Source organism: Chromobacterium sp. FG22, assembly GCF_057809415.1.
Genome location: NZ_JBMDJX010000008.1, coordinates 17,668 through 42,110, shown reverse-complemented (window position 1 = coordinate 42,110; position 24,443 = coordinate 17,668). Strand labels below are relative to the sequence as shown.

The 24,443-nt window shown below is 58.3% G+C and carries 26 protein-coding genes; 8 read left to right on the top strand and 18 right to left on the bottom strand.

Going from position 1 to position 24,443, the window contains the following annotated elements:
* Positions 1-142: 142 nt before the first annotated feature.
* From ACODSD_RS09965 to ACODSD_RS09955, 3 genes are all read right to left on the bottom strand, one after another.
* Positions 143-844, bottom strand: coding sequence for a hypothetical protein (locus tag ACODSD_RS09965; protein ID WP_488877295.1), 702 nt, complete (start codon positions 842-844; stop codon positions 143-145).
* Between the two features lie 164 nt (positions 845-1,008).
* On the bottom strand, positions 1,009-1,323 hold the full coding sequence (locus tag ACODSD_RS09960; protein WP_488877294.1) for a hypothetical protein: 315 nt from the start codon (positions 1,321-1,323) through the stop codon (positions 1,009-1,011).
* Positions 1,324-1,344: 21 nt separating this feature from the next.
* On the bottom strand, positions 1,345-3,294 hold the full coding sequence (locus ACODSD_RS09955; RefSeq protein WP_488877293.1) for an ATP-dependent nuclease: 1,950 nt from the start codon (positions 3,292-3,294) through the stop codon (positions 1,345-1,347).
* A gap of 331 nt (positions 3,295-3,625) precedes the next feature.
* On the opposite strand from ACODSD_RS09955, the gene ACODSD_RS09950 reads away from it, so the two are divergent.
* Entirely contained in the window at positions 3,626-3,904 is a 279-nt protein-coding gene (locus tag ACODSD_RS09950) for a HigA family addiction module antitoxin (protein ID WP_488877292.1), read from the top strand.
* A 39-nt stretch (positions 3,905-3,943) separates the two neighbouring features.
* Here ACODSD_RS09950 and ACODSD_RS09945 read toward each other — a convergent pair whose 3' ends face one another.
* The 8 genes from ACODSD_RS09945 to msrB all read right to left on the bottom strand — a co-directional run bounded on the left by ACODSD_RS09945 (position 3,944) and on the right by msrB (position 11,595).
* Positions 3,944-4,192, bottom strand: a complete 249-nt coding sequence (locus tag ACODSD_RS09945) for an antitoxin Xre/MbcA/ParS toxin-binding domain-containing protein (protein WP_488877291.1) — start codon at positions 4,190-4,192, stop codon at positions 3,944-3,946.
* Between the two features lie 149 nt (positions 4,193-4,341).
* Positions 4,342-4,521, bottom strand: coding sequence for an antitoxin PaaA2 family protein (locus tag ACODSD_RS09940; protein ID WP_231464321.1), 180 nt, complete (start codon positions 4,519-4,521; stop codon positions 4,342-4,344).
* Positions 4,522-4,685: 164 nt separating this feature from the next.
* Positions 4,686-4,967 carry a CopG family ribbon-helix-helix protein gene (locus ACODSD_RS09935; protein ID WP_488877290.1) on the bottom strand — a complete coding sequence of 94 codons (282 nt, stop codon included), beginning with the start codon at positions 4,965-4,967 and terminating at the stop codon, positions 4,686-4,688.
* A gap of 155 nt (positions 4,968-5,122) precedes the next feature.
* On the bottom strand, positions 5,123-6,970 hold the full coding sequence (locus ACODSD_RS09930) for a helix-turn-helix domain-containing protein (protein WP_488877289.1): 1,848 nt from the start codon (positions 6,968-6,970) through the stop codon (positions 5,123-5,125).
* Between the two features lie 45 nt (positions 6,971-7,015).
* Entirely contained in the window at positions 7,016-7,990 is a 975-nt protein-coding gene (locus tag ACODSD_RS09925) for a TniB family NTP-binding protein (RefSeq protein ID WP_488877288.1), read from the bottom strand.
* A complete protein-coding gene (locus ACODSD_RS09920) occupies positions 7,983-9,794 on the bottom strand; it encodes a transposase (RefSeq protein WP_488877287.1) in 1,812 nt (603 codons plus the stop codon). Before ACODSD_RS09920 ends, ACODSD_RS09925 begins: the two co-directional genes overlap by 8 nt.
* Positions 9,795-9,796: 2 nt before the next feature.
* On the bottom strand, positions 9,797-10,468 hold the full coding sequence (locus ACODSD_RS09915; RefSeq protein WP_445989453.1) for a TnsA endonuclease N-terminal domain-containing protein: 672 nt from the start codon (positions 10,466-10,468) through the stop codon (positions 9,797-9,799).
* A 734-nt stretch (positions 10,469-11,202) separates the two neighbouring features.
* Positions 11,203-11,595, bottom strand: coding sequence for a peptide-methionine (R)-S-oxide reductase MsrB (gene msrB, locus ACODSD_RS09910; protein WP_488877286.1), 393 nt, complete (start codon positions 11,593-11,595; stop codon positions 11,203-11,205).
* A gap of 610 nt (positions 11,596-12,205) precedes the next feature.
* Here msrB and ACODSD_RS09905 point away from each other — a divergent pair.
* The 3 genes from ACODSD_RS09905 to ACODSD_RS09895 are packed head-to-tail and all read left to right on the top strand — an operon-like array spanning position 12,206 to position 15,261.
* The gene (locus ACODSD_RS09905; RefSeq protein WP_253314144.1) at positions 12,206-14,221 is read left to right on the top strand and encodes an RICIN domain-containing protein; all 2,016 of its coding nucleotides are present in this window, start codon (positions 12,206-12,208) and stop codon (positions 14,219-14,221) included.
* Between the two features lie 7 nt (positions 14,222-14,228).
* Positions 14,229-14,639: a hypothetical protein gene (locus ACODSD_RS09900; protein WP_488877285.1), complete on the top strand. Its 411-nt coding sequence runs from the start codon at positions 14,229-14,231 to the stop codon at positions 14,637-14,639.
* 1 nt (position 14,640) lies between these two features.
* Positions 14,641-15,261, top strand: a complete 621-nt coding sequence (locus tag ACODSD_RS09895) for an SCO family protein (RefSeq protein ID WP_488877284.1) — start codon at positions 14,641-14,643, stop codon at positions 15,259-15,261.
* Between the two features lie 42 nt (positions 15,262-15,303).
* Here ACODSD_RS09895 and ACODSD_RS09890 read toward each other — a convergent pair whose 3' ends face one another.
* From ACODSD_RS09890 to ACODSD_RS09880, 3 genes are all read right to left on the bottom strand, one after another.
* Positions 15,304-15,945: a histidine phosphatase family protein gene (locus ACODSD_RS09890; protein WP_488877283.1), complete on the bottom strand. Its 642-nt coding sequence runs from the start codon at positions 15,943-15,945 to the stop codon at positions 15,304-15,306.
* 46 nt (positions 15,946-15,991) lie between these two features.
* A complete protein-coding gene (locus ACODSD_RS09885) occupies positions 15,992-17,359 on the bottom strand; it encodes a deoxyguanosinetriphosphate triphosphohydrolase (RefSeq protein ID WP_227107673.1) in 1,368 nt (455 codons plus the stop codon).
* A 96-nt stretch (positions 17,360-17,455) separates the two neighbouring features.
* Positions 17,456-17,683, bottom strand: a complete 228-nt coding sequence (locus ACODSD_RS09880) for a YMGG-like glycine zipper-containing protein (RefSeq protein ID WP_081545093.1) — start codon at positions 17,681-17,683, stop codon at positions 17,456-17,458.
* 217 nt (positions 17,684-17,900) lie between these two features.
* Here ACODSD_RS09880 and ACODSD_RS09875 point away from each other — a divergent pair, with 217 nt between their 5' ends.
* The 3 genes from ACODSD_RS09875 to ACODSD_RS09865 all read left to right on the top strand — a co-directional run bounded on the left by ACODSD_RS09875 (position 17,901) and on the right by ACODSD_RS09865 (position 20,523).
* Positions 17,901-19,124, top strand: coding sequence for an MFS transporter (locus ACODSD_RS09875; protein WP_488877282.1), 1,224 nt, complete (start codon positions 17,901-17,903; stop codon positions 19,122-19,124).
* An 8-nt stretch (positions 19,125-19,132) separates the two neighbouring features.
* Positions 19,133-19,759 (top strand): helix-turn-helix transcriptional regulator, encoded by a 627-nt coding sequence (locus ACODSD_RS09870; protein WP_107799708.1) that lies wholly within the window; start codon positions 19,133-19,135, stop codon positions 19,757-19,759.
* Between the two features lie 194 nt (positions 19,760-19,953).
* Complete coding sequence (locus ACODSD_RS09865; RefSeq protein WP_488877281.1) at positions 19,954-20,523, top strand: lysophospholipid acyltransferase family protein; 570 nt, start codon at positions 19,954-19,956, stop codon at positions 20,521-20,523.
* 163 nt (positions 20,524-20,686) lie between these two features.
* Here the strand turns inward: ACODSD_RS09865 and ACODSD_RS09860 are convergent, their stop codons facing one another.
* The 4 genes from ACODSD_RS09860 to ACODSD_RS09845 form a co-directional block, all read right to left on the bottom strand.
* Positions 20,687-21,421, bottom strand: a complete 735-nt coding sequence (locus ACODSD_RS09860) for a hypothetical protein (RefSeq protein ID WP_235087771.1) — start codon at positions 21,419-21,421, stop codon at positions 20,687-20,689.
* An 81-nt stretch (positions 21,422-21,502) separates the two neighbouring features.
* Positions 21,503-22,063 carry a DUF1415 domain-containing protein gene (locus tag ACODSD_RS09855; protein ID WP_488877280.1) on the bottom strand — a complete coding sequence of 187 codons (561 nt, stop codon included), beginning with the start codon at positions 22,061-22,063 and terminating at the stop codon, positions 21,503-21,505.
* Positions 22,064-22,144: 81 nt separating this feature from the next.
* Positions 22,145-22,348, bottom strand: coding sequence for a cold-shock protein (locus tag ACODSD_RS09850; protein WP_019101682.1), 204 nt, complete (start codon positions 22,346-22,348; stop codon positions 22,145-22,147).
* A 240-nt stretch (positions 22,349-22,588) separates the two neighbouring features.
* Positions 22,589-23,188: an HD domain-containing protein gene (locus ACODSD_RS09845; RefSeq protein WP_235087776.1), complete on the bottom strand. Its 600-nt coding sequence runs from the start codon at positions 23,186-23,188 to the stop codon at positions 22,589-22,591.
* Between the two features lie 143 nt (positions 23,189-23,331).
* Here ACODSD_RS09845 and ACODSD_RS09840 point away from each other — a divergent pair, with 143 nt between their 5' ends.
* Positions 23,332-24,438 (top strand): HD-GYP domain-containing protein, encoded by a 1,107-nt coding sequence (locus ACODSD_RS09840; protein WP_158274297.1) that lies wholly within the window; start codon positions 23,332-23,334, stop codon positions 24,436-24,438.
* Positions 24,439-24,443: the final 5 nt, after the last annotated feature.

The window sequence follows — 24,443 nt, the reverse complement described above, 5'->3', positions numbered from 1 at the left end:
CCTTGTGAAAACTCAGCTGCTGGCGAATTCTGGCTCTGACGGCGCAGTGGAGGCAATAACGACTGCTTTCAGGGGAGTCAGTTACGGGCGTGGACGCCCGCTTCGGGTCGATGCGGCCTGTTCAGTTGCATTAATTAATAGGCTAGGAGCGAGAGCTTATGCTGTATTCAAGGAGGGAAATAACTCTGTCTTGTTTTTGTAGCATTGCAAAAATTGAAATATTTAAGCAATAGAATGCAAGTAATAAAAACACTAAAGAATTTATCCAGTTTTGAATAATGGGGAATTTTGTTAGGCTAAGATATAAAACAACTAAGCTGGATATGGCCGGCATGAAGCCAATTTTCTCAACTGATCCTGAAATAAGTGAGCTTCGTTTTTCAAGTGCTGTACGTTGGTTTTTGTAATGAATAAGGAGGTAGCTTAAAGTGGCAGGGTCGCATTTTGATAGCAGCTCTACATGTTCTATATCGAAGTTGTATGTTCTCTTTACTAGACGTAAAAATTGTGCGTGCGGTTTTTTTATCATTTCCCAAGCAAATGGTATTGTTGAGCCAATTATTATTAGTTGGAGGACTAGGCCCGTTAGCTGTACTAACAAACTAAGCGTGAAGGTAGTATTGAGTAGCTCACTGATGGGGAAAAGGTATGATGCTACAGCAAAGATTAGCATGACGATAAAGCCGGAAATAGCATGGGAGAGAATCTTTTTTCTAAGGCCTTCTAGAAATGCCTCATGCTTGTTCATGGGCGGTTGTGGTGGATTTTTCTCCATGATTTTTTCGATAATGGAGAATGCTTCGTTTGTTTTTTGTTGAAACTCATTTGTCATGTTGGGGGTCATGTTTTTCTCGCTTAATGACTAAAAATAGATCAGATTAGATCGGTAGGCTGGAAATGTCGGCCGTCACAACCAATGGCAATGTTGTCGTAAGGCATGGCTGCAAGTGAATCAAGATGGTTGAGTAGCTGATCCAATACCTGTTCCGTTATACCCAAATTCTTCCGCTAGTCGAGCGGTGTCTTGTTATTGTGATGTCCAAATTCAAATTCAGATTTTATTGATGAGTAAATGTAGGGCGAGCACGCCGATGTTAGGATCACCAGTAGGTTGGCAGCTTTTTTCGGCTTTCTGGTCATCAAGTTTTTGCCAATGGGTAATCTTTTTATCTCAAGCAGCCAGTCTTTCAGTGTGGTCATGATTTTAATGACCAAGTCGTTTTGGGATGATTCTGGCCAAACTGACCTACCCTCATGGTTTTCGTTGGGCCAGCAGTGTAAAGCCTTCCAATTTTGACTCAGAAACTCTTTGGTAATTGCCATATGGAACTCTTTCTCAGGCGTTTATGGCCCCTTAAATCGTATTTCCTCAGCTCTCCCAGTTTCCATAGCCCACGCTTGAATGACTGTGTTGAGCCAGTGTAAGTAGCCTCCTTCCCCTAGGGTTCCATCGGGAAAAGGTTCATGCTGTTCTGATGTTAGGAGGGCAGTTATCAGCTCTTGCACACGCAGAGCCAGTGCATCATCTTTTGCCACGGTAAGGTAAGCATTTAAAGGTTTGTTTTTGGACTCTTCTTCTCCGCCAAGGAACCTTTCAAAGTCTGGGATGCTGATCCTGTGGCGAGCTGCAAGATCGACTGCGCGGGCATTCAGGATTGCATTGCGGATCTTTTCGTTCTCGGTCCACGTGCTGTTCTTGTCTCCGTTCCTCTTGAATGGCGAGTCGATATCGTGAACGATACCGAAGTCGATCTTGAAGTGCGTCATCACTTTGATGAGTGGTACCAGAGTTGCCTTTCCCCGTGAGCGAATGACCGTGACTCGATCCATCAGCCCATGCTGACGCTCAAGGATTGATGACATGAAAACTGCGTGCTCTGTATCGCCTTCGACCAACACTGGATAAGACCCGAAGAACACTTCTGAGAAGCTGGGGTCGATGTGCTGTAGAGCTTGGAGGCGTTCCTTGTCGTCAGCTTCAAACTCAATCAAATCGGACCGGTACGTCTTGGGTGTGATGGGGGCCGCTTCGTTATCCCCAACACGTTCGAGACGTACGATGGTGGTGTGATCCAGGAACGGATTGATGAAGTGGGGAGAATGGGTTGTCATAATGACCTGCCAATCGGGGCTTTCTGCTAACTCATACAGATGGCGCTGTGCTGCTCGTGCTGCCATTGGATGTAGCGCATTCTCTGGCTCGTCGATCAGTAGTAGGTAGCCAGGAAAAGCTGGATCATCAGGGCTGTCTGGAATTGGCGCTCCCCCATCGAGGGAGTCAAGCTGAGCTTTGAGTGTGGCGATAATTTTGTCCAGAGCGGGCTTGTCTGCTTCCTTCGCTTTCCCTTGTTTTTTCTCAGCCTCGCCAATCTCTTTCTCGAGTCGCTTCCGGTAGTCCTGTCGGACTTCTTTGTCTCGCGACAACTCGTTGTGAACCTGAAGCATTGACCAGAAGAGTGCGCGTCGGGCACCCGTACCCTGCTGGACAAGCGCTGTTTCGGCGGCACCATCTTGGACTTTGAGGCTTGATCCTCCTTTAATCAGATCACCAAGCTTCGGGACCAATGGGGACGCACCAATCTTTAGTCTGACGTCCAGTTGAGGGAACACGCCCTTGAAGCCAGTGGCGACACGGCTAGCGATGGTATTGAAATGCTCTTCGTGTGCGTCGCTAAGAATGTTAAGGTGATCAGATACGCTGGAGATCGCCTTGAAGAGATCGGATTCCGGGTTGATGCGCTCCTTCTCGAGGTCTGCAAGAAGTGGCCCTAGAGCGAGGGCTAGTAGCATCTCCTCGGTCTTCGCGGCATCATCTAGCGAGCCAATTCGTAGCGGACGTGGCAGCCTGGAGTTGAAAACGGGATCTGCGCCTCCGGCTTTCCCTTCATCGGCCCATGCTCCGTCACCATCGGGTCCACCTATTGGGTCCCAAGTCGTGCGTACCTTCTGGTAGCTTGGGCCTGTCCACTGCCATCGGCTTTTGACGATCAGCAGGCCATTTTTCTCAGTCTTCCATTTGGCATCGACATTTCCAATGCCTTCTGGGATATGCACCTCGAGCAATACTTCAGATGGCTGGTCTTCAGGAGCGTATTGGCAGCGATCCTTCGCTAGGTCGAAGGCGGCTGAGCCTTTGGCTAGCTCATACGCGCGCAAGATGGTGGATTTGCCGGCATTATTTTTGCCGACTAAGCAGACCACGTTGTCTAGTTCGATTTCGACCCCGTCATTGCCGATACAGCCAATATTGCGTACTGTGATGCGCACTAGCTTGGAACGATTCACGACGGCCATTGAGCCTCCTCAGGGTACCCGATTGGGCTTGGTGTGGATGCTAGGTTCTGAATTTTTGCTAGGAAGTCGGGTTTCTATGGTGGGAACTAAAAGCGGTATCTCCTGCAACTTCTAGCTGGTCTTGCAATTGTTAGGGGTGAGTCTTGATAGATGATAGTCTTTTTAGGATTTTGTCATGAATGGTTGTCGTCTGCCAATATGAAGCGATTTGCTGCGCCAGAAAGCAAAATATTTTCCAAGCACGAAACCCTCAAGCACGGTCTAACCAGGCGGGAGCTCGCATGCTTTACTAGGCTCGGAGCAGTCAAGGTTATTGCTAAGAGTTTTCAGCATGAGCAGCATGTACAACCCTGCATACCCAGGCGAGGTGTTGCAAGAATGGTTGGAAGGCATCAGCGTGACGGAAGCTGCCCGTAAGCTGCGAGTGACCAGAGCGGCCTTGTCGCGGATTCTGCACGGTCACGCTGGCATTAGCGCAGATATGGCGTTGCGACTTGCCGAGGCCTTGGGTACGAGTCCAGAGTTGTGGCTCGGCATGCAGACTGCCTGGGAGCTTTGGCAGGCTAAGCTGAAACCACGCTCACATGTCGAAAAGCTCTTGCCAGCCTGACCCATTTCCAGCGCGACGGCTGTGCCCTACTTGGCTGCCTTAGACCGGCAAGTCATGCTCAATGGACGCGAGTACTCGCTGAGCCAGTCCGCCTCCTAATTCCGTATCCATCAGCGAGAGCGGGGATGCGTTCAGCGTGATGTTGTGTTGCTGGAGCCAGGCTCCCGCCAGCTTCTTGTTTCCCAGAATGCTTTCAGCAGTGCGGCCGATCCTCATGATGCGAAGCAGCTTTTCGCTGGCGGGCGAGTCTAGCAGGTGCTGCCAGCTGATTTGGTGCGAGACCGACACTCCCCGTTTTCAGTAGAGGGGGGGGGGGACGTCGGGGATCTTATACAGATTTTTGATTTTGAATGGTATGTTCGATTTGTGTGCAAAGCAGACTAACCGCAGCGACGTTCCCCCAGCATTGAGTTTTGGTAATTTACGGACAGTACCGTTCAACCAGCCAAACGACTCAGTAGCTCTGCGCGCTTTTTGGCAAAATAAATTTTTGCCTCTTCATGCGGTACGCCGGGAGAAGGATCATCTATGGCTGCTTGGACTGCTTGGTGTACATAAGCGTCATAGGCCTCTGGGGAGGCCTCCTCCAAGGAGACGGTTGGCTCAGATTTTTGCATGATTTGTATCCTTGTAGACAGAGTGATCGACCGTTGTATGGCTACGGAGACTGGAAGGTTAGGTGCAGCTTTCATAAAGAGTAAAGGTCAGTCCGGCTCAAGTGATCGACCTTCCATGTACCTGTGCACACAGCTTGTATTACCCAATAAATTTGGAAGGGGTTCTACTGACCCACTTTCCTTGGTAATGGAATTGAACTTTCTGTTCCTAGACTTTCCGCCCAGGTATTTATAGCTTCGTCGCTGACCACCTGACCAAGATCGACATCGGTAAGTGCTTCTTGAGTAAGACGTTCGCGTTCTTCCTCTCGTTCTATCCAGGCAGATAGCGCCTGTTGCATGATCCAGTCTTGAGAGCGTCCCAGTCGACTTGCCATTTGGGCAATTCTATCCGCCATTTGAGCCGGAACATGAACAGAGATTTCTATTACCGGGTAGTCAGGCATCATGATTTCCTTAGCAAAATCGGATTTTTAACAAAAGCTATTGATAAAAAAACATCATAGCTGGTCTGCACGGCAAAAACTCTGTGTCAAACAAGAGGGTAGGACTTTAGACACTGTGCCAATTGGAAATATAGCAATCCGACGAAAGCGGGTAATCAAGTCATTTTTGCTGCCACATCGGTACGCCTGAACACATACTCTTTCCCGTCGTCTACTGTTGGCCCGCAGAGAGGATGTAGTCCTTGTTTGATCAAGTGCCCGGCGGCCTTGTGTACAGGTTTAACGATCTGTTCCGCCAAGCGTTCGCCCCAGATGTAGTCGTTGGTCAGCCGTTCCAGCTCTTTGGCTTCCAGACCCAGCAGCATCCGCTTCTCATAACCATACTGTTGCTGGCTGGCGTGGGCATGCCCAGTCCCAATCAGGTGATAGAGCAGGTTGACGTCCATCTGGATGGCAGTTGCCGCCTCCCTGACCGTGAAGAAACCGCGGGAGCGGCGGTATTGCTTATGCCAGAGCGTGAATTGCTGTCGGGAAACCAGCAACGCGCGGAGGCCATGATCGGCCGGGTGCCGGCCTATGACCTCCAACGAGCCATTCTGCAAGGCGTGGATAACCGCCAAGAAGGGCTGGCTGCCTTGCATCCACCGTTTGGTGATTTCCCACACTGATAGCAGTTCTGGATTGTCCGGTTCTGGGCTGATCTGGCCATGGTTCAATTGCTCCAGGAAGGCGTTGATGGTTTCCAACTGAAAGCACCATCGAGTACGTTTCTTGTCGTGAGGCAATGGCTGCAGCAGACCACTTTCAATCAGCAAACGGATCCGTTTTGGGGTGATGCGCAGAATACGTTCCACTTCCGAGATCGACAGAGTGCCATGCTCATTGCGGACGTAGGCATCCAGCGAGCTGCGTTCTACCAGCCAAATGGTTTTCCCTTTCGCTGATGAGGACTGGCAGCCTTTGATCGTGCCGTTTTCTATCAGCTTGTGTACCGCGCCTCTTGAGAGATTGAGCTGTTCCGCTGCCTTGGCCAAGCTAATGATGGGATGGGCCTGACGCAGATCCTGCTGCAGGATCAGTTTGTCCGGCCATCGCTCATGGACATAACGCTCGAATTCTTCCCGTACAAATAGCAACTCTGGATGGATCAGCAGTCGGTAGAGGGCCTGATGTATTTCTCGCAAGTAGACCCGCAACGATGCCGTGTTGCCGGATATGGGCAGCGTGTACTCCTCCAACAGTTGATGGAAGCGTTGCGGCCAGTGCTGGGCGATCTGCATGGCCAACTGCAGATAGGGCTGAATGATTTCGATCCGGCCATGATCGGCTATTTTCTGCGGCCGGGTGTTGGGACGGTGCGATGCATAGGCGCCAAAGAACCAAAGCAGGTCGCATAGTTGGGCCGGATGTAAATTATCTAATTCTGGCGGCGTGGGGATGTTGCTGACAGCGAGGTCGGGCAAATCGATCAGCGGCCGGATGGCTTGGGCAATCAGTTTGGCGAGAGCCAACTCGGCAGCGGTGCCTGGGCGTGTGGCGGCATGGCGCAAGTCGGCGCCGCAGCTGCAGGTAAACATGGTGCCCTGATGCCAACGGATGAGTTGGTTGCAACCGGGGCATTTTTCTCGCAGCAATAGGCGATGGGTTGGGCAGGCTATTTGCAGGGTCAGCAGCCATTCCGTTTGCCAGATGCCGTGCTCGGCCAGGCAGACGGGGCACCAGCGGCGATGATGGTGGTTCCAGTACGTCACCTTGAGCCCGAGCCGATGGTGACTGTGACGGCCCAGGCTGGCTGGCGCAGGGCCTGCCAGGCATTCCAAACCGGTCTGATCATGGCCTGTGAGCAGGGTTAGATTCTGCCTGGCGGCGTTGGTTTTTTTGACGAATAGCGGTAACCAGGTTTGTCCCGGGTAGCCGTTGGCGTGCCCGAGGCGCAGGCAATAGCCCAGCAGACTTTCGCCCGCCAGCGGCTTGGGGCGGATCTGCAGTAATGGGGAGGTCATGATGTGTTCCGTTGGAGGATCGCCATAAAGGCGATCCTCATGGGTTTACAACGCGGGGATGGCGGCTTTGGGCGAGTTCCGGCGGGAGAACCGGGTGGGCTCGAATGGCTCGTCAGGCTGGTTTAGGCGTCGGAATACAAAGTTGGTATCGAAGGGATTCAGCTCAGGCGGGCTGTCTCGCCAGACATAGTTGGAGAAAGCCATGGCCAAAATGCTTTGGTCGAGATTGTGCTGATCCTGTTCAATTAAGCATTCCAATCCCCCCAGAATCACCTTGGAGAGATAGCCGAGCAGGCCATTGCTGGCATAGTGCAGGCGCCTGACGCACTCCCACTCGGCGAGTCCCCAGGTTGGGCGTCCTTGGTTGATCTGCGTGTCCCAGGCATGGACGACGTCGCGGAACAAGGACTTGTCCTCGTTGCAGGAGAAACCGATCGGCGTCAGCGCCACGCGGGCGGCGAAGCGACGACGCAACTGCTCGTTGGAGCGCAGGATCCACTCGCACTCTGGCAGGCCGGACAGTACCGTGGGAATGGCGATCTGATCGATCAGGGTCTTCAGCCACTCGGTGACCTCCTCGAAGGTTCTACGGCCGGCGTCGACGAAGTGATGGAACTCATCCAGCAGCAAGGCTTCGGTTTTACCGCCGCGGATCAGCTGCACGATCTGGTTGGTTTTCTCCGCGGTGCTGCCCCGGAGCTGAACGCCGGCCCCTAGCGCGATCAGAATGGCCTCCGCCAGGCCTCGGATGGTCGGGTGGGCAGGCACTTGGACATACACCACCGGGCGTATCGTTGCTTCCTCCGTTTCGTAGCTGAGGTGCTGTTTGGCAAAGCTGTGCAGCACCGAGGTCTTGCCGGTGCCGGACGCGCCAATCAGCAGCAGATGCCTGGCAGCGGCGCCTTGGCGCGACAGGGCATGGCTGTGCGACAGCCTTTCCAGCGCCGTGCTGAATTGTGGATGCAGGATCTGGATCCGCTCCGCCCGTCGAAGGTCTGCCAGCGTATAACGCTCACTCATGGTCATCTCCTTCCGGATCGTGCGCGAGCACGGGCAACGTACTGGGCGGTGACCAGCTGTCTGTCGGGGGGAGTTCCGCGTCCTCTGAAATCGTAGGAGGCAGCTTGCCGGTGGTCATCACCTTGCTTGAGTGCGCACCTTTGGCCCGAGCGGCGCGTTTGCGATCGGCCAGCTTACGGCTTTGTAGCAATTGGCCGACCACCTCCTGCATGTGCACCTTGGCCCGAGCCAGCGATAGCGGATCAGCGGATGCCAGGCCTTCCTTGCGCATCGCGGCCAGAATCAGCTTGTGCTGGTGCAGTTGCAGTCCCTCGGCGTAGTCCGGGGTGAGGCAGGGAACGAGCATGGCCTCTTTGGTCTGCGGGTGGAGGGCGAATATCGAGCCCAGGTTGCCTGGATCGAAACGGACCTGCACTTTGATGCGGTCGCCGAGTTGTTTGCGCCAAGGGAGCAGATCTTTGCTGTTGTAGCGCAGTCCGTGCAGCTCAATGCCGGCATGACCTAGTACCCGTTCAGCCTGCTTGGAGAGTACCAGTCGTAAGCGATCTGAATCGATGGTGCGAGGCGTGACGATTTCCGCTGCGCGTTGCCACGCGGTGTATGGGGTCTGCTTCAGACCTCGATGGTAGGTCTGGGAGTAGATGTCGATGATCCAGATGTGCAGAGCGTGGACCAGCTCTGACAAGGTGACGATGGACTCCTTCAATGGGTCATAGCCGTAGCGGTCGAACCAGTTGGCAAAGCTGGTGCCAGGCAACTGATGGGCGAACTGTTCCGCCAGCGTCCGCAGCGATCGCTCGACCATGGGTTTGAACCAGGGCGTGCGAGGCGGGCAGAACTGATAGTTGATGCCAAGTTCGAAAGTAGCGCGTAGCAGGTCCTGGGAGTGAAACTCCAATCCGTTGTCGACGACAGCGCTGGTGGGTATGCCATGGCATGGCCAGTCATGCTGGATGTCGGGATACCGCTCCTTCACATAGTCTTTGCTGCCGATGGCGTGCTGCAAGCAACGCAGCACCGCCTCGATGCTGGGCGGTGAGAACGACAAGTAGAAGCCCAGGATCATGCGAGTGTGGCAATCGATGGTCACCGTGATGTACGGGCACCCCAGCACCAGCATCGACTCCTCATCGATGACGAAGATGTTGAACGGCGTATGGTCAATTTCGACGCGTTCCAGCAGATACATCGTGGCGGGTGTGATGCTGCTATGCCGGTACTTTTTGCGGGCGTACTCGCGCCCGTAGCGGGCAAGGTCGACCTCATACTGGGGTTGATTGCGAACCAACCGTCGGAAGGTGTCGTAGCAGGGGACTTTGAGTTGTTTATCCGCAGGCGCTTGATCGTTGTGAGCAGCAATCTGGATAAGCAGCTTTTCATAGGTGATGCGGATGGATGGGCGCTTCAACGTCAAATAGGTTGTTTGAATTGTGGCCTCTGCCAAGAGGAGCAACTCGCCTTCCATTCGTGGGCCTTTTCCTCCGCGGCGGTCAAAGTTAGGCACGAGCGCCAAGGGGTTGCCTCCGCTGCTCTGCAGGCGTGTATGCCATCGATATAGCGTGCTGCTAGAGGGTGGGTTGCGATCCCCGATGTGTTGGGCAATGTCTTGGATGAACGCTTCCAGCTTATGTTTGGTGTAGCAAGGGTTACGCTGAGCATTGAAGGCATCAGTATAGGCCTGCCGCCGTAAAGCCGAGGTTTGGGCAAGAGGGGAATGGCTGTCGAATGGGCGCTGTTGAGCACTGACCGGTGGTTCTTGGTCGGAAAGCCCTTTCGGGCTTTTCAGAATGATCTGGAGTGACATGATCATATCCCCCGGATCAAGGTGCTGGGACGCAGCGGTTTGCTGAGATTGACTGCAAGCCATTCCTGAGCAATGGCGGCATAGACCAGTTGGACATCTGCCGCTGCGCTACTGAGGGCTTCCAGTGAGGCGGGTCCCTTTCTGAGGATTTGAAGCATTGCGGCCTTGGCTGTTAGTGGGATATGTCGATGACGCTGGCTTTCAACCAATCCAAGGTTGTGCAGCAAGACCTTGTCTCGCAGCGTTTTTTCGGTCAAGACTGCGAAAAGTCCACCTGCGGATTCGATCAGTGACGCGATCACTTGGAAACGGCGTTGGTTCTCAGGGGTGTTGGCTTCCGCCTGATACTTGATCTCTACAACAGCGCGTCTACCGTCGCGTAGGTGCAACAAAAAATCTGGTGTATAGCTACGGGCCTCACCGTCGAGCTCGTAGTCCAGAACGAACGGCTCCGGAATGATGAGCATGACCTCGGGCGCTAAGTTGTAAAGCCTGATCGCGTCGCGGGCTAGCCCGGACTCATAGGGTATGCAGCCGTCAATCCCTTTGTTTGACGGGCACATACCGCGATAGGAGCCATTTCCGTGCTTGTGGAATGCATCACGGACAGGGTGAGTGGAATTAAGTAGTTTGCAAACTGCGGCAACTAAAACTTCATAGATTTGACTGGCCATGTCGATCTCCTAAGATTTTTAGGGCGCACGTTTCCATCCCGAAGCTCGAGATAGGGGAAAAAGACGTGCGGGGATCTTGACCAGTGTGAGGTGTTCGACGATACTGAACCTGCCAAGGTTTTTCAAAGTACCGTGCGGTTTCTCAGCACTGGCTAAGGGGGCACTTCTCTATATGGGTGGTGTCCTTTTTGCTATTTAGACGCAAGTTCTCCTTTCATGTTTTTTCTGCATGTCCTCTAAATTCTAGCCTCCGACCTAGCGAGGCGATAGCAATTTTTTAGTTTAAATCCTTCCTAAGCTTCTGTTTTTCCGTAGAAACTATATTCTACGAAAAATTATGATTATGGAATTTTGGTGAGTGGGTGAAAAAGATGGCTCCAGGATGAGCTTGAGCCAATTTTTGCCATGGATGCTTTTCTAGATTTCGGAATTTTTATCTGAAGGTGATTCCGGATTTGCGAAGGGATAATAGGTAATTTTCAATGGGTTACTGAGGAGTAATTCGGAGATCGGATATCGGGGGTAGTCGGCAGGCTTTGCTTTTTATTCTGCTGTTGAGTTGAAATGAAAAACACAGAACAGATGAAATCTATTCTGTGTTGTATTTTTGATACGGTATGACGTTGAATTTGCCTTTGGGGTTTTAATGGAATGCTTTTTTATCGACTTTGAGCGAGTCGCAATTTATTTGCCTTGAGTTGTCAATAACTTTGTCTCCCTACACCTGGGCGGCCTCAAGGCTTGGGCGTGAAGCCCAGCGCCACCGAGTTGATGCAATAACGCTCGCCGCTGGGCTCGGGGCCGTCCGGAAACACATGGCCCAGGTGGGCGTCGCATTCGGAGCAGCGCACCTCGGTGCGAACCATGCCGTGCGAGGTGTCGACGATGCGGGCGATGCGCGCGCCGGCGGCTTCGGCCCAGAAGCTGGGCCAGCCACAGCCGGGGTCGTATTTGGCGTCGCTGTGGAATAGCAGGGTGCCGCAGCAGACGCAGTGGTAATCGCCGGTTTCGGTGCGGGTATAGTGTTCGCCGCTGAACGGGTGTTCGGTGCCGGCCTGGCGGGTGACGCGGTATTGCTCCGGCGTCAGCTGTCTTTGCCATTCCTGATCGGTTTTTTGCAGGGTCATGGTGTGCTCCTTTGCGGATGGTTTAAGCCTATTTTAGGGCCGGGCGCGGCTGCGGTACATCCGGCCTTGAGGTTTTGCTTGCCTGCGGCGCGGGTGGCGAGGGCGGTGACGGACCCCTGTCCTGCCCTTTAGTCGTGCCGGCGCCCCGCGGATGACAGCAACCGCATGGGGAGGGCGGGAGAACATGTCCTGTCTTATTGTTAATATATTAATTTAATTGAAAAGTACTTCTGAATAGCGCCTCTGTTTTCAAGCGTCCGGCGATTTTGGGTCTTTCCTCCAGGACGGTGTACTGTATTTGATACAAAAATCATTATCTGTTGTAAATTTTTGTTGTTTTTGTTGGGGCGAGCCATCAGAGTGGCGGCAGTGTCCGGCGCCGGCCGATCCGGCCGTGGGAAAGGATCGGGAGGGCATCTTGGCATGCCGTGACGTGTGTGGATCAAGCGATTTATAAGCGCCTGTCCAAAGCCCTGCGAGCAAGACGAGGCAAGGTCTTGCGGCTGAAGACGAGGAATAAACAGGCGCTGGAGGGGCACTCTGAAGATGGATTCGCCGTGTTGCGCCCAGGGGGCGCAGCGGACTTTGAACAGGCTATTAAGGGGACTTCATGTTGAAGCTTGGAAACGGATTGATGACGCTGGCGAGCGGTGTTCTCGGCGTGTCATGGCTGCTGTGTCCTGAAGTGAGCGCGGCGGCCGCCACCGGCATCGTGGCGGTGAATAGCGGGCAGTGCTTGAATGTCGGCGGCGGTTCGACCAGCTCCGGAGCCGGCATCATTCAATGGCCTTGCTCGGCGGGGAGCAATGAGCAATGGACTTTCGTGCCCTTGGCAAACGGCTTTTACCACATCGTCTCGCAGAAATCGCAGATGTGCTTGAATGTGCCGGCTTCAAGCCGAAACCAGGGCGTTCAGCTGATTCAGTGGCCATGCCAAAGCGTGGCGGTGGCCAATGATCAGTGGAAAATCCAGCCGGTGGATGTCGGCACTTACCATATCGTGTCGGCCTCCAGCGGCCAGTGCGTGAACATCTTTTCCGGCGTTGCGACGCAGGGAACCAAGGTGGTGCAATGGCCGTGCCAGGGCAAGGCGCAGGTGAACGACCAGTTCATGTTCGATTATCCCGGCGCCAAAAGCGCGGCGCTTCCCTCCGCCTGGAGCGGTGTGATTCCTCTGCCGGTCACCCCGGTGGGCGTCGCCAATCTGCCGGACAACAAGTTGATGATGTGGTCCGCGGATTTTCCCGACGCCTTCAGCGGGGACAGCGGCAACGGCAATAGCAAGACCTATACCGCGCTGTTCGACGCGGCGAAGAACGCGCCGCTGCCGTTGACGGTGGTGACCACCGGCGCGAATCTGTTCTGCCCCGGCACGTCGATGTTGCCCAACGGCAATCTGCTGATCAACGGCGGCTCCAGCAGCCCCAAAACGCAAATATACGATTGGGCGGCCAAGCGCTGGAGCGCCAGCGGCAATATGAACATCCCGCGGGGCTATGAGGCCAATACCGTGTTGTCGGACGGCCGGGTGCTGACTTTGGGCGGTTCCTGGAGCGGCGGCTACAACAGCAAGAGCCGGCCCAACCGCAGCGGGGAGGTGTGGGGCAACGGTCATTGGACCGTGCTTTCCGGCGTGCCGGAAAACAATGTGATCGGCCCCGATCCGCAGGACGCCAACGGCAGCGTGTACCGCGGCGACAACCATTTATGGCTGTTCGCCGGCAGCGGCGGGACGGTGTTCCATGCCGGCCCCAGCGCTCAGATGAACTGGATAGGCACCAGCGGAGCCGGCAGCATCGTTTCGGCGGGGACGCGCGGCAATGATCCTTACAGCATCAACGGCAATGCGGTGATGTTTGACGCCGGCCTGATTCTGAAGCTGGGCGGCGCGCCGGCTTATCAGCAGAACACGGGCACCACCTATGCGAGCAACTCGGCCCATCTGATCGATATCCGCGGCGGACCCAAGGCCCAGGTGAAGGTGAAGTCGCTGCCCGGAATGAGCTATCGCCGCGCATTCGCCAATGCGGTGGCCTTGCCCGACGGCGACGTGGTGGTGGTGGGCGGACAGACGATACCGCAGCCGTTCACGGACTCCTATGCGGTGCTGACGCCGGAGCTGTGGAGTTCGGCGAAACAGGTGTTCCAGCCCTTGAAGCCCATGCAGGTGCCGCGGACCTACCATAGCACGGCGATCCTGTTGCAGGATGGGCGGGTGTTTGTCGGCGGCGGCGGCTTGTGCGGCGCCGGCTGCCCGCAAAATCACTTGAACGCGGAGATCCTGACCCCTCCTTATTTGTTGAACGCGGACGGCAGCCCGGCGGCTCGGCCGGTGATTAGCGCCGCGCCGGCGCAGGCGCGGCCGGGGAGCGTGATCGAAGTCAAAACGCAGCAGGCGGCGAGCCAGTTCGCCTTGATGAGGCTGTCCGCGGTGACGCATTCGGTCAACAACGATCAGCGTCGGATCGCTTTGTCGGTGTCGCAACTCGCGCCGATGGCGGGGGAAATGCGTTATTCCCTGCAGATTCCCGCGGATAGCGGCGCGGTTTTGCCGGGCTACTACATGTTGTTCGCGATGAGTCCGCAAGGGGTGCCCAGTGTCGCTCGCATCATCGCCATCAATTAAACGCGGCTTGGGCGCGCTCGCCTGCGGGCTTGCCCTGTGGGGGACGCCATGCGCGGCCGGCGGGGAGGAGGCTGTGGACGGCGGCCGGCTGTTCTACGGCCAGACCGCCTTGGTCGGCCAGCTGTATGTCCATAACCGCCCCTTGGACAGCGAGTACGCGCGTTGCGCCAACTGTCATCGCCTGCAGGATCAGGCGCGGGCGGATGGCCGGTTTGCGCCGGATTTGGGCGCGCGCTTCTTGACGGAGGTCAGCGCCAGGCGCGGGGGGCCGGAGCGGGCGTATACCGAACCGAGCTTTTGCGAGATGTTGCGTAGCGGGAAAGACCCGACCGATATCCTGATCGGCACGGATATGCCGCGCTACCGGCTGAGCGCGGCGGAATGCCGGGCTTTATGGCTTTTTCTACAGGGGCATTAGCATGCAAGGCAAGGACGGCGCGCCGTTGAATCCGGGACGGCGGAGGTTTGCGATGGGCTTGGCGGGCCTGGCGCCTTTATGGCTGGCGGGGCCGGCCGCATTGGCCAAAACCGCGTGGGCCGGAAATCTGGCCCTGGCGCACGGAGAGATTTCTCCGCCACTACCGCTGCCGGACTTCATGCTGAATGACAGCGATGGTCAACGGCGCAGCTTTCACGCCTTGTCGCAGCGGCGCGCGACGGCGGTTCAGCTGATTTTCACCGCCTGCTCCAATGTCTGCCCGATCCAGGGAGCGACGTTTCGGCAAGTGCAGGATTTGCTGCCGGAATCAAAGCGGGCGCGGATACAGTTATTGTCGTTGAGTCTTGACCCATTGAACGATTCGCCGGAACAGCTGCGGCGGTGGCTGGCCCGGTTTCGGCCTAAACCAGGCTGGCGGGCGGCCCGCCCCGAGCTGGCCGACCTGGATTTGATGCTGGCCACGTTCAATCAGCGTCGGACGGATTTGAGCGCGCACCACACGGAGGTCTTGCTGGTGGATTCGAAGAGCCGCTTGGTGTGGCGCTCAACGGAATTGCCGTCGGCGGAAACCATCGCGCGCACTCTGCTGGCCTTGGCGTAGTTGGCGACCGGCCGCGCCCCGTTTGGGGCTGCGGCCGTCTTGCTATTGAATTTCGTCCAGCGCGGTGGCCAGGTGGGATTCGTCGGCCCATTGTTCAAGCCGCCATTGCCCGTCGCAATAGCTCAGCCAGTTCAAGGCCGCGTTGGGAATGGGGAAGTCGCGGGCTTCGGACATCGGCTTGCCGGTGGCCAGCCGGTACATCATTTCCAGCACGCCGCCGTGGGTGACCACCAGCAGGGTCTGGCCCAGATGGCGGCGGGCAATGCCGGTGAAGCCGTCGCGGATGCGGCCCATGAAGGCGTTGAGGCTTTCCCCGCCCTTGAGATCGTAGTCCGGGTCGCGGGATTTGAGTTGCAGATAGTCGTCGCGGATGCTGTGTTCCGCCTCGGCGTAGGTCAGGCCCTGAAACACGCCCATGTGGCGCTCGCGCAATTCGGCGCTGAAGGTGGGCGTCAGATTCAATCGCGCCTGCAGCGGCGCGGCGGTCTGGCGGGTGCGGGTCAGGTCGCTGACGTAGAGGGCGTCGAAGGCGTAGCGTCCCGGCCATAGCGCGCGGCTGAGGCTTGTCGCCTGTTCCTGGCCGGTGGGGTTGAGGGGGATGTCGGTGTGGCCTTGCAGTCGATATTCGCGGTTCCAGTCGGTTTCGCCATGGCGGACGATGCAAAAACGGGTGGTGTGCTGCATTCCTGTCTTTCTGATTTTTTAACTGCCGAATTGCGGCGGGGCGGAGTTATAGAATGCCCACGCCGGAAATGTCGCGCGCCAGGTTGGCGGCGTAGTTGTCGGTCATGCCGCCGACGAAGTCCAATACTTTCATATAGGCCTGATACAGGCTGTCGTCACTGCGGATGTGCTGTTCCAGCAAGCCCATGGCCAGGTGCTCGCGCGGGCTCAGGCGCTCGGCGCCCTTGCTGACGTAGGCGTGGGCGGCGGGGATCAGCGCGTCCAGGATGCCGGCCATGCACGGGTAGGAGGCGAGTTCGGTCACCAGCTTGGTGCGGTGGCGGTAAACCCGGGTGCTGGCCAGTTCCTTGGCGTGGATCAGCGCGTCCTGCACTTGGGCGCCGCATAGGTTGATCAAGTCCTTGGCCGGGAATTCGCCGCGCAGCAGGCTGTCGTGGTGCAGCATGAATTTCTCGGCCACTTCGCTGACGCAGCGGCCGATGGCGATGCCGCGCAGGGTGCCGCATTTCTGACGCACGTCCTGCATGTCCCAGATGCGTTCGTATTCGGTGAAGCCGGAGAACAGGGTTTCGAACTCTTTGAAGTCCAGGATGCCGATCTCCACCGCGTCTTCCAGATCCAGAATGGCGTAGCAGATGTCGTCGGCGGCCTCCATCAGGTAGGACAGCGGGTGGCGGCTCCATTGCATCACGCCCTTGGGCAGCAGGCCCAGCTCCGAGGCCACGCGCTGGAAATAGGGCAGTTCGGTGCGGTAGATGTTGAATTTGTCGCGCGCCTGGGCGGCTTCGGCGTCCGATGTCCACGGGTATTTGATCAGCGCGCCCAGGGCGGCGGCGGTCAGGCGCATGCCGCCTTCGCCGGTGTACATTTCCAGCGTGGCCAGCATGCGCAGGCCGTGGGCGTTGCCTTCGTAGGTCTGCACGTCGCGGATTTCCTCCGGCGCCAGGCCGTGCAGCCAGTGGGCGTTGCGTTCGGCGCGGAACCAGTCGCGCAACGCGTATTCGCCGGTGTGGCCGAAGGGCGGATTGCCGATGTCGTGAGCCAGGCAGGCCACTTGCACCACGGCGCCGATATCGTGCGGCGTGTAGTTGTCCGGCAGCAGATGGGCGTGCTGCATCATCATGCCAACGCGGTTGCCCAGGCTGCGGCCGACGCTGGCCACTTCCACGCTGTGGGTCAAGCGGTTGTGGGTGTGGTCGTGGCGCGCCAGCGGGTGCACCTGGGTTTTGCGGCCCAGCCGGCGGAAGGCGCTGGAGAACACCACGCGGTCGTGGTCGATGTGGAAGTCGGTGCGCAAGCCCGGGCTGCCTTCTTCGGTGGCCGGGGTGCGGGTTTCCTTGACGTGGCCCTGAATGACTTTGAAGCGTTTGGTGGAGAGGAGTCGTTCCCAATTCATGCGTGCGGAGGAGGTCATGGCGTGGCCCGTGGTGCTGTTGTATTGATGATATGGGCGCGGCGGGCAAAACAAAAGAGCCAGCGCGGGGCTGGCTCTTGGAATGGGGTCGCGGGTTTAGCGTTTGCCGGTCTGATTGCCGACCACGCCGCCCACCGCGGCGCCGCCCACGGTGCCGATGGCGTCGCCGCCGGTGAGCACGGAGCCGAGCACGGCGCCGGCGGCCGCGCCGATGGCGGTGTTTTGTTGACGCTTGGACATATTGGCGCAACCGGACAGCAGGCTGACGGCGATCAGGCTGGCGGCAATGGCTTTAACGGCGGATTTGCTGGTCATCGAAGTCATGGAAGTCTCCAAAAACATAAAGTAGGTCTTGTGTAGTTTGAGACGCTTGGAATGCCATCTGGTTCCTGTTTCTGCGCGTCTTTTCGTAACCATACGTACAGCATTCTATATGCTGTATTGATGATTTCCAGTACGCGGCGCGATATTAAGTAAACTAATTTGTTTACTTATTGCGATGGCGAGATTAGCATGGGCCATCGTCCCATTGGTATGCGTCATGAATGTTTCCCATCCCAAACTGATTTTGCTGACTGTCTGTCTGGTGGCGCTGATGAGCACGGCCGGCGTGGCCATGCCTTATCCCATCCTGGCGCCCATCTTCGTGAACTCCGCGCCGGATGCGTTCAACCACTTCCTGGGGCTGCCGCCCAAGCTGCTGTTGGGCGTGGCCCTGGCCGCCAATCCGCTGGGCATTTTGCTGGGCAGCACCTTGATTGGAGCGTTGTCGGACCGGCTGGGACGGCGGCGGGTGCTGACCGGAACCTTGTTGCTGACCTTTCTGGGCTATTTGCTGACGGCGTACGCCTTGTGGAGCCGCTGGTATCTATTGTTCGTGCTGGCGCGTTTCGTTACCGGCCTGACCGAGGGCAATGTGGCGGTGGCGCGCGCCATCGTGGCGGATCTGCATCCGCAGTTGGACCGCGCGCGTTCCTTCGCCATTCTCAACGCGGTGCTGTACACCGGCTGGCTGGTGGGGCCGCTGATCGGCGGTTTGACCTTGCCGCTGGGCGAGGCGGTGCCTTTCCTGCTGGCGGCCGGCGCCATCCTGCTGTGCCTGGGGGTGCTGCTGGTCTTCCTGCCGGAAACCGGCGAGCGCATGCACCAGGAGCAGTCCTTGCTGCAGGTGATGCGCGGCCAGCACTCTTTTCGTCTGCTGTCGGCGGACCCTTTGCTGGCGCGGCTGTTCTGGATGCAGCTGGCCTTCGCCGTCGGGGTCAACGCTTTTTACGAGTTCTACCCCTTGTGGCTGGTGGAGTACGCGCAGCTGGACAGCCGCGGCATCGCGGTGGTGACGGCGCTGATGTGCGTGCTGATGACCTCGGCCAGCGCCTTGCTGGGCAAACTTGGGCATAAACGGGCGCCGCTGGAGCTGGCGCGCATCAATGCGGCCTGGGTGGCCTTGGGCCTGCTGGGTTTGAGCTTGCTGGCGGATCTGCCTTGGCCGGGCATAGGCTTGATTGTGTTGTTGGGCGTGCCGCTGGCGATTTACAACGCCATCCTGCCCAGCTGGTGTTCGGAGCGCTTCGCCAGCCTGGGGCAGGGCAGCGTGATGGGCCTGCTGACCACCATCTTCTGCGTGGCCAATGTGCTGGTGGCCTTGCTGGGCAGCGTGCTGACCATTCTGGACACCCGTCTGGTGCTGGTTCTGGGCGCTTTGACGTGCGGCCTGGCCGCCGCCTGGCTGCAAGGCGTGATCCGCGAGGTGGAGGAGGTCCGGTGACCGCGGCGATGAATAGCGCGGATCGGCTGCTGTATCTGCTGAAAACGCGGGGGCCTCAGACGGCGCAGACGCTGGCGGCGGAATTGGGACTGACCAGCATGGGCGCGCGCAAGCATTTGCTCGCGCTGGAGGAGAAGGGGCTGGCGCGGATGGAGGCCCAGGCTCAGGGCGTGGGCCGGCCGGCCCAGCTCTGGCGCTTGACCGAGAGCGGTCATGGCCGTTTTCCGGACCGGCACGCGGATTTGACCTTGCAGTTGCTGGAGCAGGTGAGGGAGCTGTTTGGCGAGTCCGGCCTAGAGAGTTTGATTCAACGGCGAGAGGCGCAGTCGGAGGAGGAGTACCGGCTGGCGATGTCCGGCGCGGACGGGCTGGGGGAGCGGGTGGCCGCGTTGGCGCGGATACGCAGCCAGGAAGGCTATATGGCGGAGGCGCGCCTGGACGGCGACGGCTGGTTGTTGCTGGAAAACCATTGCCCGATCTGCGCGGCGGCGCGCCAATGTCAGGGCCTGTGCCGCTCCGAGCTGGCGCTGTTTGCCCGGGTATTGGGGCCGGGCGCGGAAGTGCGGCGGCTGGAGCACGCGCTGGAAGACGGCGGGCGGCGCTGCGTGTACCGCATCCATCCCTTGGCGGAGTGAGGCGGCGCGGCGCTTGCTTTTTGAATTCATGGACTTGCGAGATCTGATTGTATTTCGCAATGCGGATTTACCGGGATAGTTTTATCAGGTACATTCCGGCGTTTTTCCACGTGGTTGGCGCTTGCCCCGACGCTGGGCGGCGCCTGTTCGGTTGTCGCTCCCCGTCCTGGGCGAGGCCCTTGCTCAGGACCGTCATGCATTTCACCATTTTCGACACGCCCGTGATCCGGCCGCTGTTCCGCTGCTTGTCCATCGCCATGCTCAAGCTGAGCGGCTGGAAGCTGCGAGGAGAGTTTCCCAAGCTGGACAAATACGTGCTGATCGGCGCGCCGCATACCAGCAATTGGGACTTTCCGCTGACGCTGGCCGTGTGTTTCGCCGCGGGGGCCAAGATCTACTGGATGGGCAAGCACACGCTGTTCGCCGGGCCGATGGGGCCGGTGATGCGCTGGCTGGGTGGCATTCCGGTCAAGCGGCATCAGAATAATTCCCTGGTGCAGCAGATGGTGGAAGTTTACCGGCGTTCGGATCGGCTGGTGGTGGCGATTCCGCCCGAGGGCACGCGCAAGGCGGTGTCCGAATGGAAGACCGGCTTTTATCACATCGCCTGCGGCGCGGAGGTGCCGGTGGCCTTGGCGTACCTGGATTACAGCCGCAAGGAGGCCGGTTTCGGCCCCATATTCACGCCCAGCGGCGATATCGACGCCGATATGCCGCGCATTCGCGCCTTTTACCGCGACAAGGTGGGCAAGCGTCGGAGCTGAGTCCGACTCCCGGAACCGCTTCAATGTCTGCCGCGCTGCAGCGGGAGGGATGGAACGGGGCCTTGAAAACCGTTTCGAAAGGCTCATGCGCCATGAGTCCATTCCGCTTTCTCAGTGGCTTTCGCCTTGTCTCGCTTTTGCTCGCGAGACTTTGAACGGGCTCTCAGGGCGCCGCGGCCTGGGCGACGGCGCTGACCGGCAGAAACTGCAGGAAGGGGCCGGCGATCAGCGATTGACCGAAGTCTATGGCGCTGCGGCGCAGTTTCTCGTCCGACAATTCCGCCAGCAAATCCAGCCTGGCCATCATTTTGCCGAACTCCCGCTCGAAGGACAGATTTCGCACGCTGCCGATTTCATTGGACAGCAAGACCGGCGCGCCGCTGATCTGGCGGTTGTTCAGCATCCAGGCCGCCACTTCCAGATTGTGCGAGGCGTTGGCCAGCTGCTGCGCATCCAGCCCATGCACCAGGAACAGCTCGGTGCGTCCGCCGTAGGCGTCCACCAGCATGGAGCCCATGCCGTAAATCAAGGCGCCGGCCCGGTCGCCGCCAAAGCCGGGGTCGAAGGCCGCGCTCATCGCCGCGATCGAGCGCTGGCCGCTCAAGGCCGGCAGCGGGGCGTTGTTGCGGATGGAGCTCATGACCTGGCGCATCGCGGCCGGGTAGTCGGCCGCGCCGGTCTTGCGCCATTCTCTGGGATTGCGCTTGTACAGTTTTTCCAGCAGGGTTTGCAAGCTGGCAAGATTGTCGCGCATGGCCAGGTTGGCCATGCGATTGGCGCTGCTCTGCCCCAGCTCGTTGCCGCGAAAGTCGTCGCCGGCGACGGGCTTCTGCACCGGGGTGAAAGCGCAAGCGCTCAACAATAGCGCGACGAGCGGCAGCAAGGGCCTGAGCGACATGGGGGCTGAACTCCAAGAAGGTGGAATGCCCGTGGTGTACCATGCCCGCGACGGGCTTGGCAATGCGCGGCGAGCCCGCGCTTACGGCGTTTTGCCGGCGAACAGGGCTTTCCAGTCGTCCAGGCCCAGCTGTTTCAGCGTTTCGATATTCTTTTCATAGATGGCCTCCGCCTGCGGGAAGGCTTCCACCGCGCGGCCGATGCTGGCTTCGCGCAGCAGGTGCAGCGTGGGGTAGGGCGCGCGATTGGTGTAGTTCTCGATATCGTTGATGCCGGTGCCATCGAACTGGAACCTGGGGTGGAAGCTGGCCACTTGCAGCTCGCCGTCCAGTCCCATGTCTTCGACGATGGCGTCGGCGATGTCGAGGAAGTCGTTGAAATCCAGGAAGCGTTGCAGCGCGCGCGGGTGGATCAGCAAGGTGGTGTCGATCTCGTCCGGGCTGCTGTCGGCCAGCAGGCGCAGTTCGGAGGCGAGCTCTTGCGCCAACTGATCCGGCTGGGCGGCGTCGCTGACCACGTAGCGCACCTGGTTCTTCACGTAGACGCTCTTGGCGAACGGACAGAGATTGAGTCCTATCACCGCTTTTTCCAGCCAGTCGCGGGTGGCGGCGATGATGTGTTCGTGATCGTCGGAGACGGGCATGGGAATTCCTTGCGTTGAAGCGTAAATGCAAAAAACCCGGCGCGAGGCCGGGTTTTCATCAAGCTGTACTAATCGCGATGATTAGATGGGCTGGATGTTGGAGGCTTGTTTGCCTTTCGGGCCGTCTACGACGTCAAAGCTAACGCGCTGGTTTTCAGCCAGGGTGCGGAAGCCTTTGGCATTGATCTGGGAGAAGTGAGCGAACACGTCGTCGCCGCCTTCATCCGGGGTGATAAAGCCAAAACCTTTGGAGTCGTTGAACCACTTAACGGTACCGGTTGCCATTTTGTTAATTCCTCAAAACGAGCAGTTGAAATAAAAGGCACGAAGTTCAAGGGAAATGGCGACTGAGGTACGGACTTAATGCCACTACGACAACAACACATCCACAACTTGAGCATCCTGCGGCAGGAATAGTGCCTATAGTTCCGGGACATGGCAAGCGTTTTCTGCATGGCCGAAAGGGTTTTTATCCTGTTTTTTCAGTATCCCCTGGCATTTCTACCGGGTTTTCTCCATTTGGGCTCAGGCGCCGAAGTAACCGTCCCGCTCCGCGCGGTCCAATTCCACGCGCAACCAGTCCGCCGCCAGCGGACAGCCGTCCTCTACTTTGCCCACCGCCATGCTCAGCACTTGTTGCTTGCCGACGCCGTTTTCGCGCCAGCTTTGGCCGCCGGATTGCAGATTGAGCAAGATGGGCATCAATCGGTCTATCGCGCGGGCGAAACGCGCTTCCGCGCTTTGGCGGGCCTCGAACTCCTGCCACAAGGCCAGCAGCTCCGCGGCCATGGGCTGGGGCAGCAGGCCCAGGATGCGGCGCATCGCGGCCAGTTCCTCGGCTTCGCGCTCGGCGGCGCCGTCCGCGGCGTAGACGATGGTGTCGCCGGTGTCGATTTCGCCCAGGTCGTGAATCAGCAACATGCGCACCACCTTGTCGATGTCCACCGGCTCGGCGGCGAAGTCGCGCAGATTGAGGGCGAACAGCGCGATTTGCCAGCTGTGTTCCGCGGAGTTTTCGTAGCGGTCGACATGGGCGGCTTTGGTTTTGCGCAACACCGTTTTGAGTTTATCCACTTCAATAATGAAGGCGATGTGTTGTTGCAGCGTTTGCAGTGGGTTTTGCATGGGAATATCGGACATAAAGAGCGGACGATGCGCCGGGGGCGCAAATTATGCGCGGCGCGTGGCGGTTTGGAAAGGCCGCTGTCGCACGCTTTGCCGCATGCTGCATATACTGGAATGAAGGGCGATTGAAAATGGGAGGGGGCATGGGTAAGCAGGAGCTGACGCTGGAGATTGTGGAGCCGGAGGCGTTTCACGATTTCATGGAGGTGATGAGCGATTACGCGCCGCAGGTGGAGCACTTGGTTTGCCAGCTGGGTTTCGGCGACACCGACGCCGCTCAGATCGATCAGCTGTTTCGCTTGCTGCACAGCATCAAGGGCGACGCCAGCATGTGCCAGGTGCGCTTCGTGGTGCCTTTCGTCCACGCCTTGGAAAGCCTGTTGGAGCGGCTGCGCAGCGGCGAGGTGGTCTACGAGGACTCGATAGGCGATGTGATGCTGTTGGTGATGGACCGCTTGGGTCTGGCGCTGGAGGCGCTGGATAACCACGAACTGCTGGACGATCTGCAGCTGCCTTTGCTGATGCGGGCCTTGAACCAGGTGGCGGAGTGCCCGGTAGGCGAGCTGCTGCAGCGTTGTCAGCAATTGGTGGAGCAGATCACCGGCATTCCCTTGCACGTGATCGAGTCGGATGCGCCGGCGGACGCCGCCGCGCAGCTGAGCCAGGGCGATCTGGCTTTTTTCCGGCTATTGGCGCTGCAGTTCGAGCAGCGTCTGCCGCAGTTCCAGGGCCGCACCGAGCGCAATCTGGAATTGGCGCTGGAGGCCAGCCGTCAGGCGCCGGGGATGGTGGACGACAGGCAGCTGGAAGCGGCGGTGTATATGCACGATATCGGCATGATGCTGTTGCCGGAGTCGTTCTGGTTGAAAGTGGGGCGGATGAGCGAGGCCGAGCGCCTCCAGATGGCGGAGCATCCGGGTTGGGCGGCGGGCCTCTTGGAGAGGATGCCGGCCTGGGCCGACGCGGCGCGCATGGTGGCCCAGCATCACGAGATGCCGGACGGCCGCGGTTATCCGCAGGGCTTGCGCGGCGACGAAATTTGCAGCGGCGCGCGCATCCTGGCCCTGGTGGACGCGTTCGAGGCGGTGACCTTGAAGCACGCGCATCGGGGCTTGCGGCATTCGATGATGCGCGCCATCGCCGAGATCAACGCCTCGGAGCGCCAGTTCGATCCCTACTGGCTGGCGCGCTTCAATCAGGTGATCCGCATGCGGCTGGCGGCCTGCGCCAGACGGCCGCCGGGAGAGTAGCCGGT

Excerpts from the sequence above, each read along its gene's own strand:
- ACODSD_RS09950 (WP_488877292.1), top strand. The coding sequence starts at position 3,626 with ATGAGCAGCATGTACAACCCTGCATACCCAGGCGAGGTGTTGCAAGAA.
- ACODSD_RS09855 (WP_488877280.1), bottom strand. The coding sequence starts at position 22,063 with ATGCCCGTCTCCGACGATCACGAACACATCATCGCCGCCACCCGCGAC.
- ACODSD_RS09860 (WP_235087771.1), bottom strand. The coding sequence starts at position 21,421 with ATGTCGCTCAGGCCCTTGCTGCCGCTCGTCGCGCTATTGTTGAGCGCT.
- ACODSD_RS09955 (WP_488877293.1), bottom strand. The coding sequence starts at position 3,294 with ATGGCCGTCGTGAATCGTTCCAAGCTAGTGCGCATCACAGTACGCAAT.
- ACODSD_RS09925 (WP_488877288.1), bottom strand. The coding sequence starts at position 7,990 with ATGAGTGAGCGTTATACGCTGGCAGACCTTCGACGGGCGGAGCGGATC.
- ACODSD_RS09930 (WP_488877289.1), bottom strand. The coding sequence starts at position 6,970 with ATGACCTCCCCATTACTGCAGATCCGCCCCAAGCCGCTGGCGGGCGAA.
- ACODSD_RS09845 (WP_235087776.1), bottom strand. The coding sequence starts at position 23,188 with ATGCAAAACCCACTGCAAACGCTGCAACAACACATCGCCTTCATTATT.
- ACODSD_RS09915 (WP_445989453.1), bottom strand. The coding sequence starts at position 10,468 with ATGGCCAGTCAAATCTATGAAGTTTTAGTTGCCGCAGTTTGCAAACTA.
- ACODSD_RS09940 (WP_231464321.1), bottom strand. The coding sequence starts at position 4,521 with ATGCAAAAATCTGAGCCAACCGTCTCCTTGGAGGAGGCCTCCCCAGAG.
- ACODSD_RS09905 (WP_253314144.1), top strand. The coding sequence starts at position 12,206 with ATGTTGAAGCTTGGAAACGGATTGATGACGCTGGCGAGCGGTGTTCTC.
- ACODSD_RS09885 (WP_227107673.1), bottom strand. The coding sequence starts at position 17,359 with ATGACCTCCTCCGCACGCATGAATTGGGAACGACTCCTCTCCACCAAA.
- ACODSD_RS09865 (WP_488877281.1), top strand. The coding sequence starts at position 19,954 with ATGCATTTCACCATTTTCGACACGCCCGTGATCCGGCCGCTGTTCCGC.
- ACODSD_RS09840 (WP_158274297.1), top strand. The coding sequence starts at position 23,332 with ATGGGTAAGCAGGAGCTGACGCTGGAGATTGTGGAGCCGGAGGCGTTT.
- ACODSD_RS09920 (WP_488877287.1), bottom strand. The coding sequence starts at position 9,794 with ATGTCACTCCAGATCATTCTGAAAAGCCCGAAAGGGCTTTCCGACCAA.
- ACODSD_RS09965 (WP_488877295.1), bottom strand. The coding sequence starts at position 844 with ATGACCCCCAACATGACAAATGAGTTTCAACAAAAAACAAACGAAGCA.
- ACODSD_RS09935 (WP_488877290.1), bottom strand. The coding sequence starts at position 4,967 with ATGCCTGACTACCCGGTAATAGAAATCTCTGTTCATGTTCCGGCTCAA.
- ACODSD_RS09960 (WP_488877294.1), bottom strand. The coding sequence starts at position 1,323 with ATGGCAATTACCAAAGAGTTTCTGAGTCAAAATTGGAAGGCTTTACAC.
- ACODSD_RS09850 (WP_019101682.1), bottom strand. The coding sequence starts at position 22,348 with ATGGCAACCGGTACCGTTAAGTGGTTCAACGACTCCAAAGGTTTTGGC.
- ACODSD_RS09880 (WP_081545093.1), bottom strand. The coding sequence starts at position 17,683 with ATGACTTCGATGACCAGCAAATCCGCCGTTAAAGCCATTGCCGCCAGC.
- ACODSD_RS09875 (WP_488877282.1), top strand. The coding sequence starts at position 17,901 with ATGAATGTTTCCCATCCCAAACTGATTTTGCTGACTGTCTGTCTGGTG.
- ACODSD_RS09890 (WP_488877283.1), bottom strand. The coding sequence starts at position 15,945 with ATGCAGCACACCACCCGTTTTTGCATCGTCCGCCATGGCGAAACCGAC.
- ACODSD_RS09870 (WP_107799708.1), top strand. The coding sequence starts at position 19,133 with ATGAATAGCGCGGATCGGCTGCTGTATCTGCTGAAAACGCGGGGGCCT.
- msrB (WP_488877286.1), bottom strand. The coding sequence starts at position 11,595 with ATGACCCTGCAAAAAACCGATCAGGAATGGCAAAGACAGCTGACGCCG.
- ACODSD_RS09895 (WP_488877284.1), top strand. The coding sequence starts at position 14,641 with ATGCAAGGCAAGGACGGCGCGCCGTTGAATCCGGGACGGCGGAGGTTT.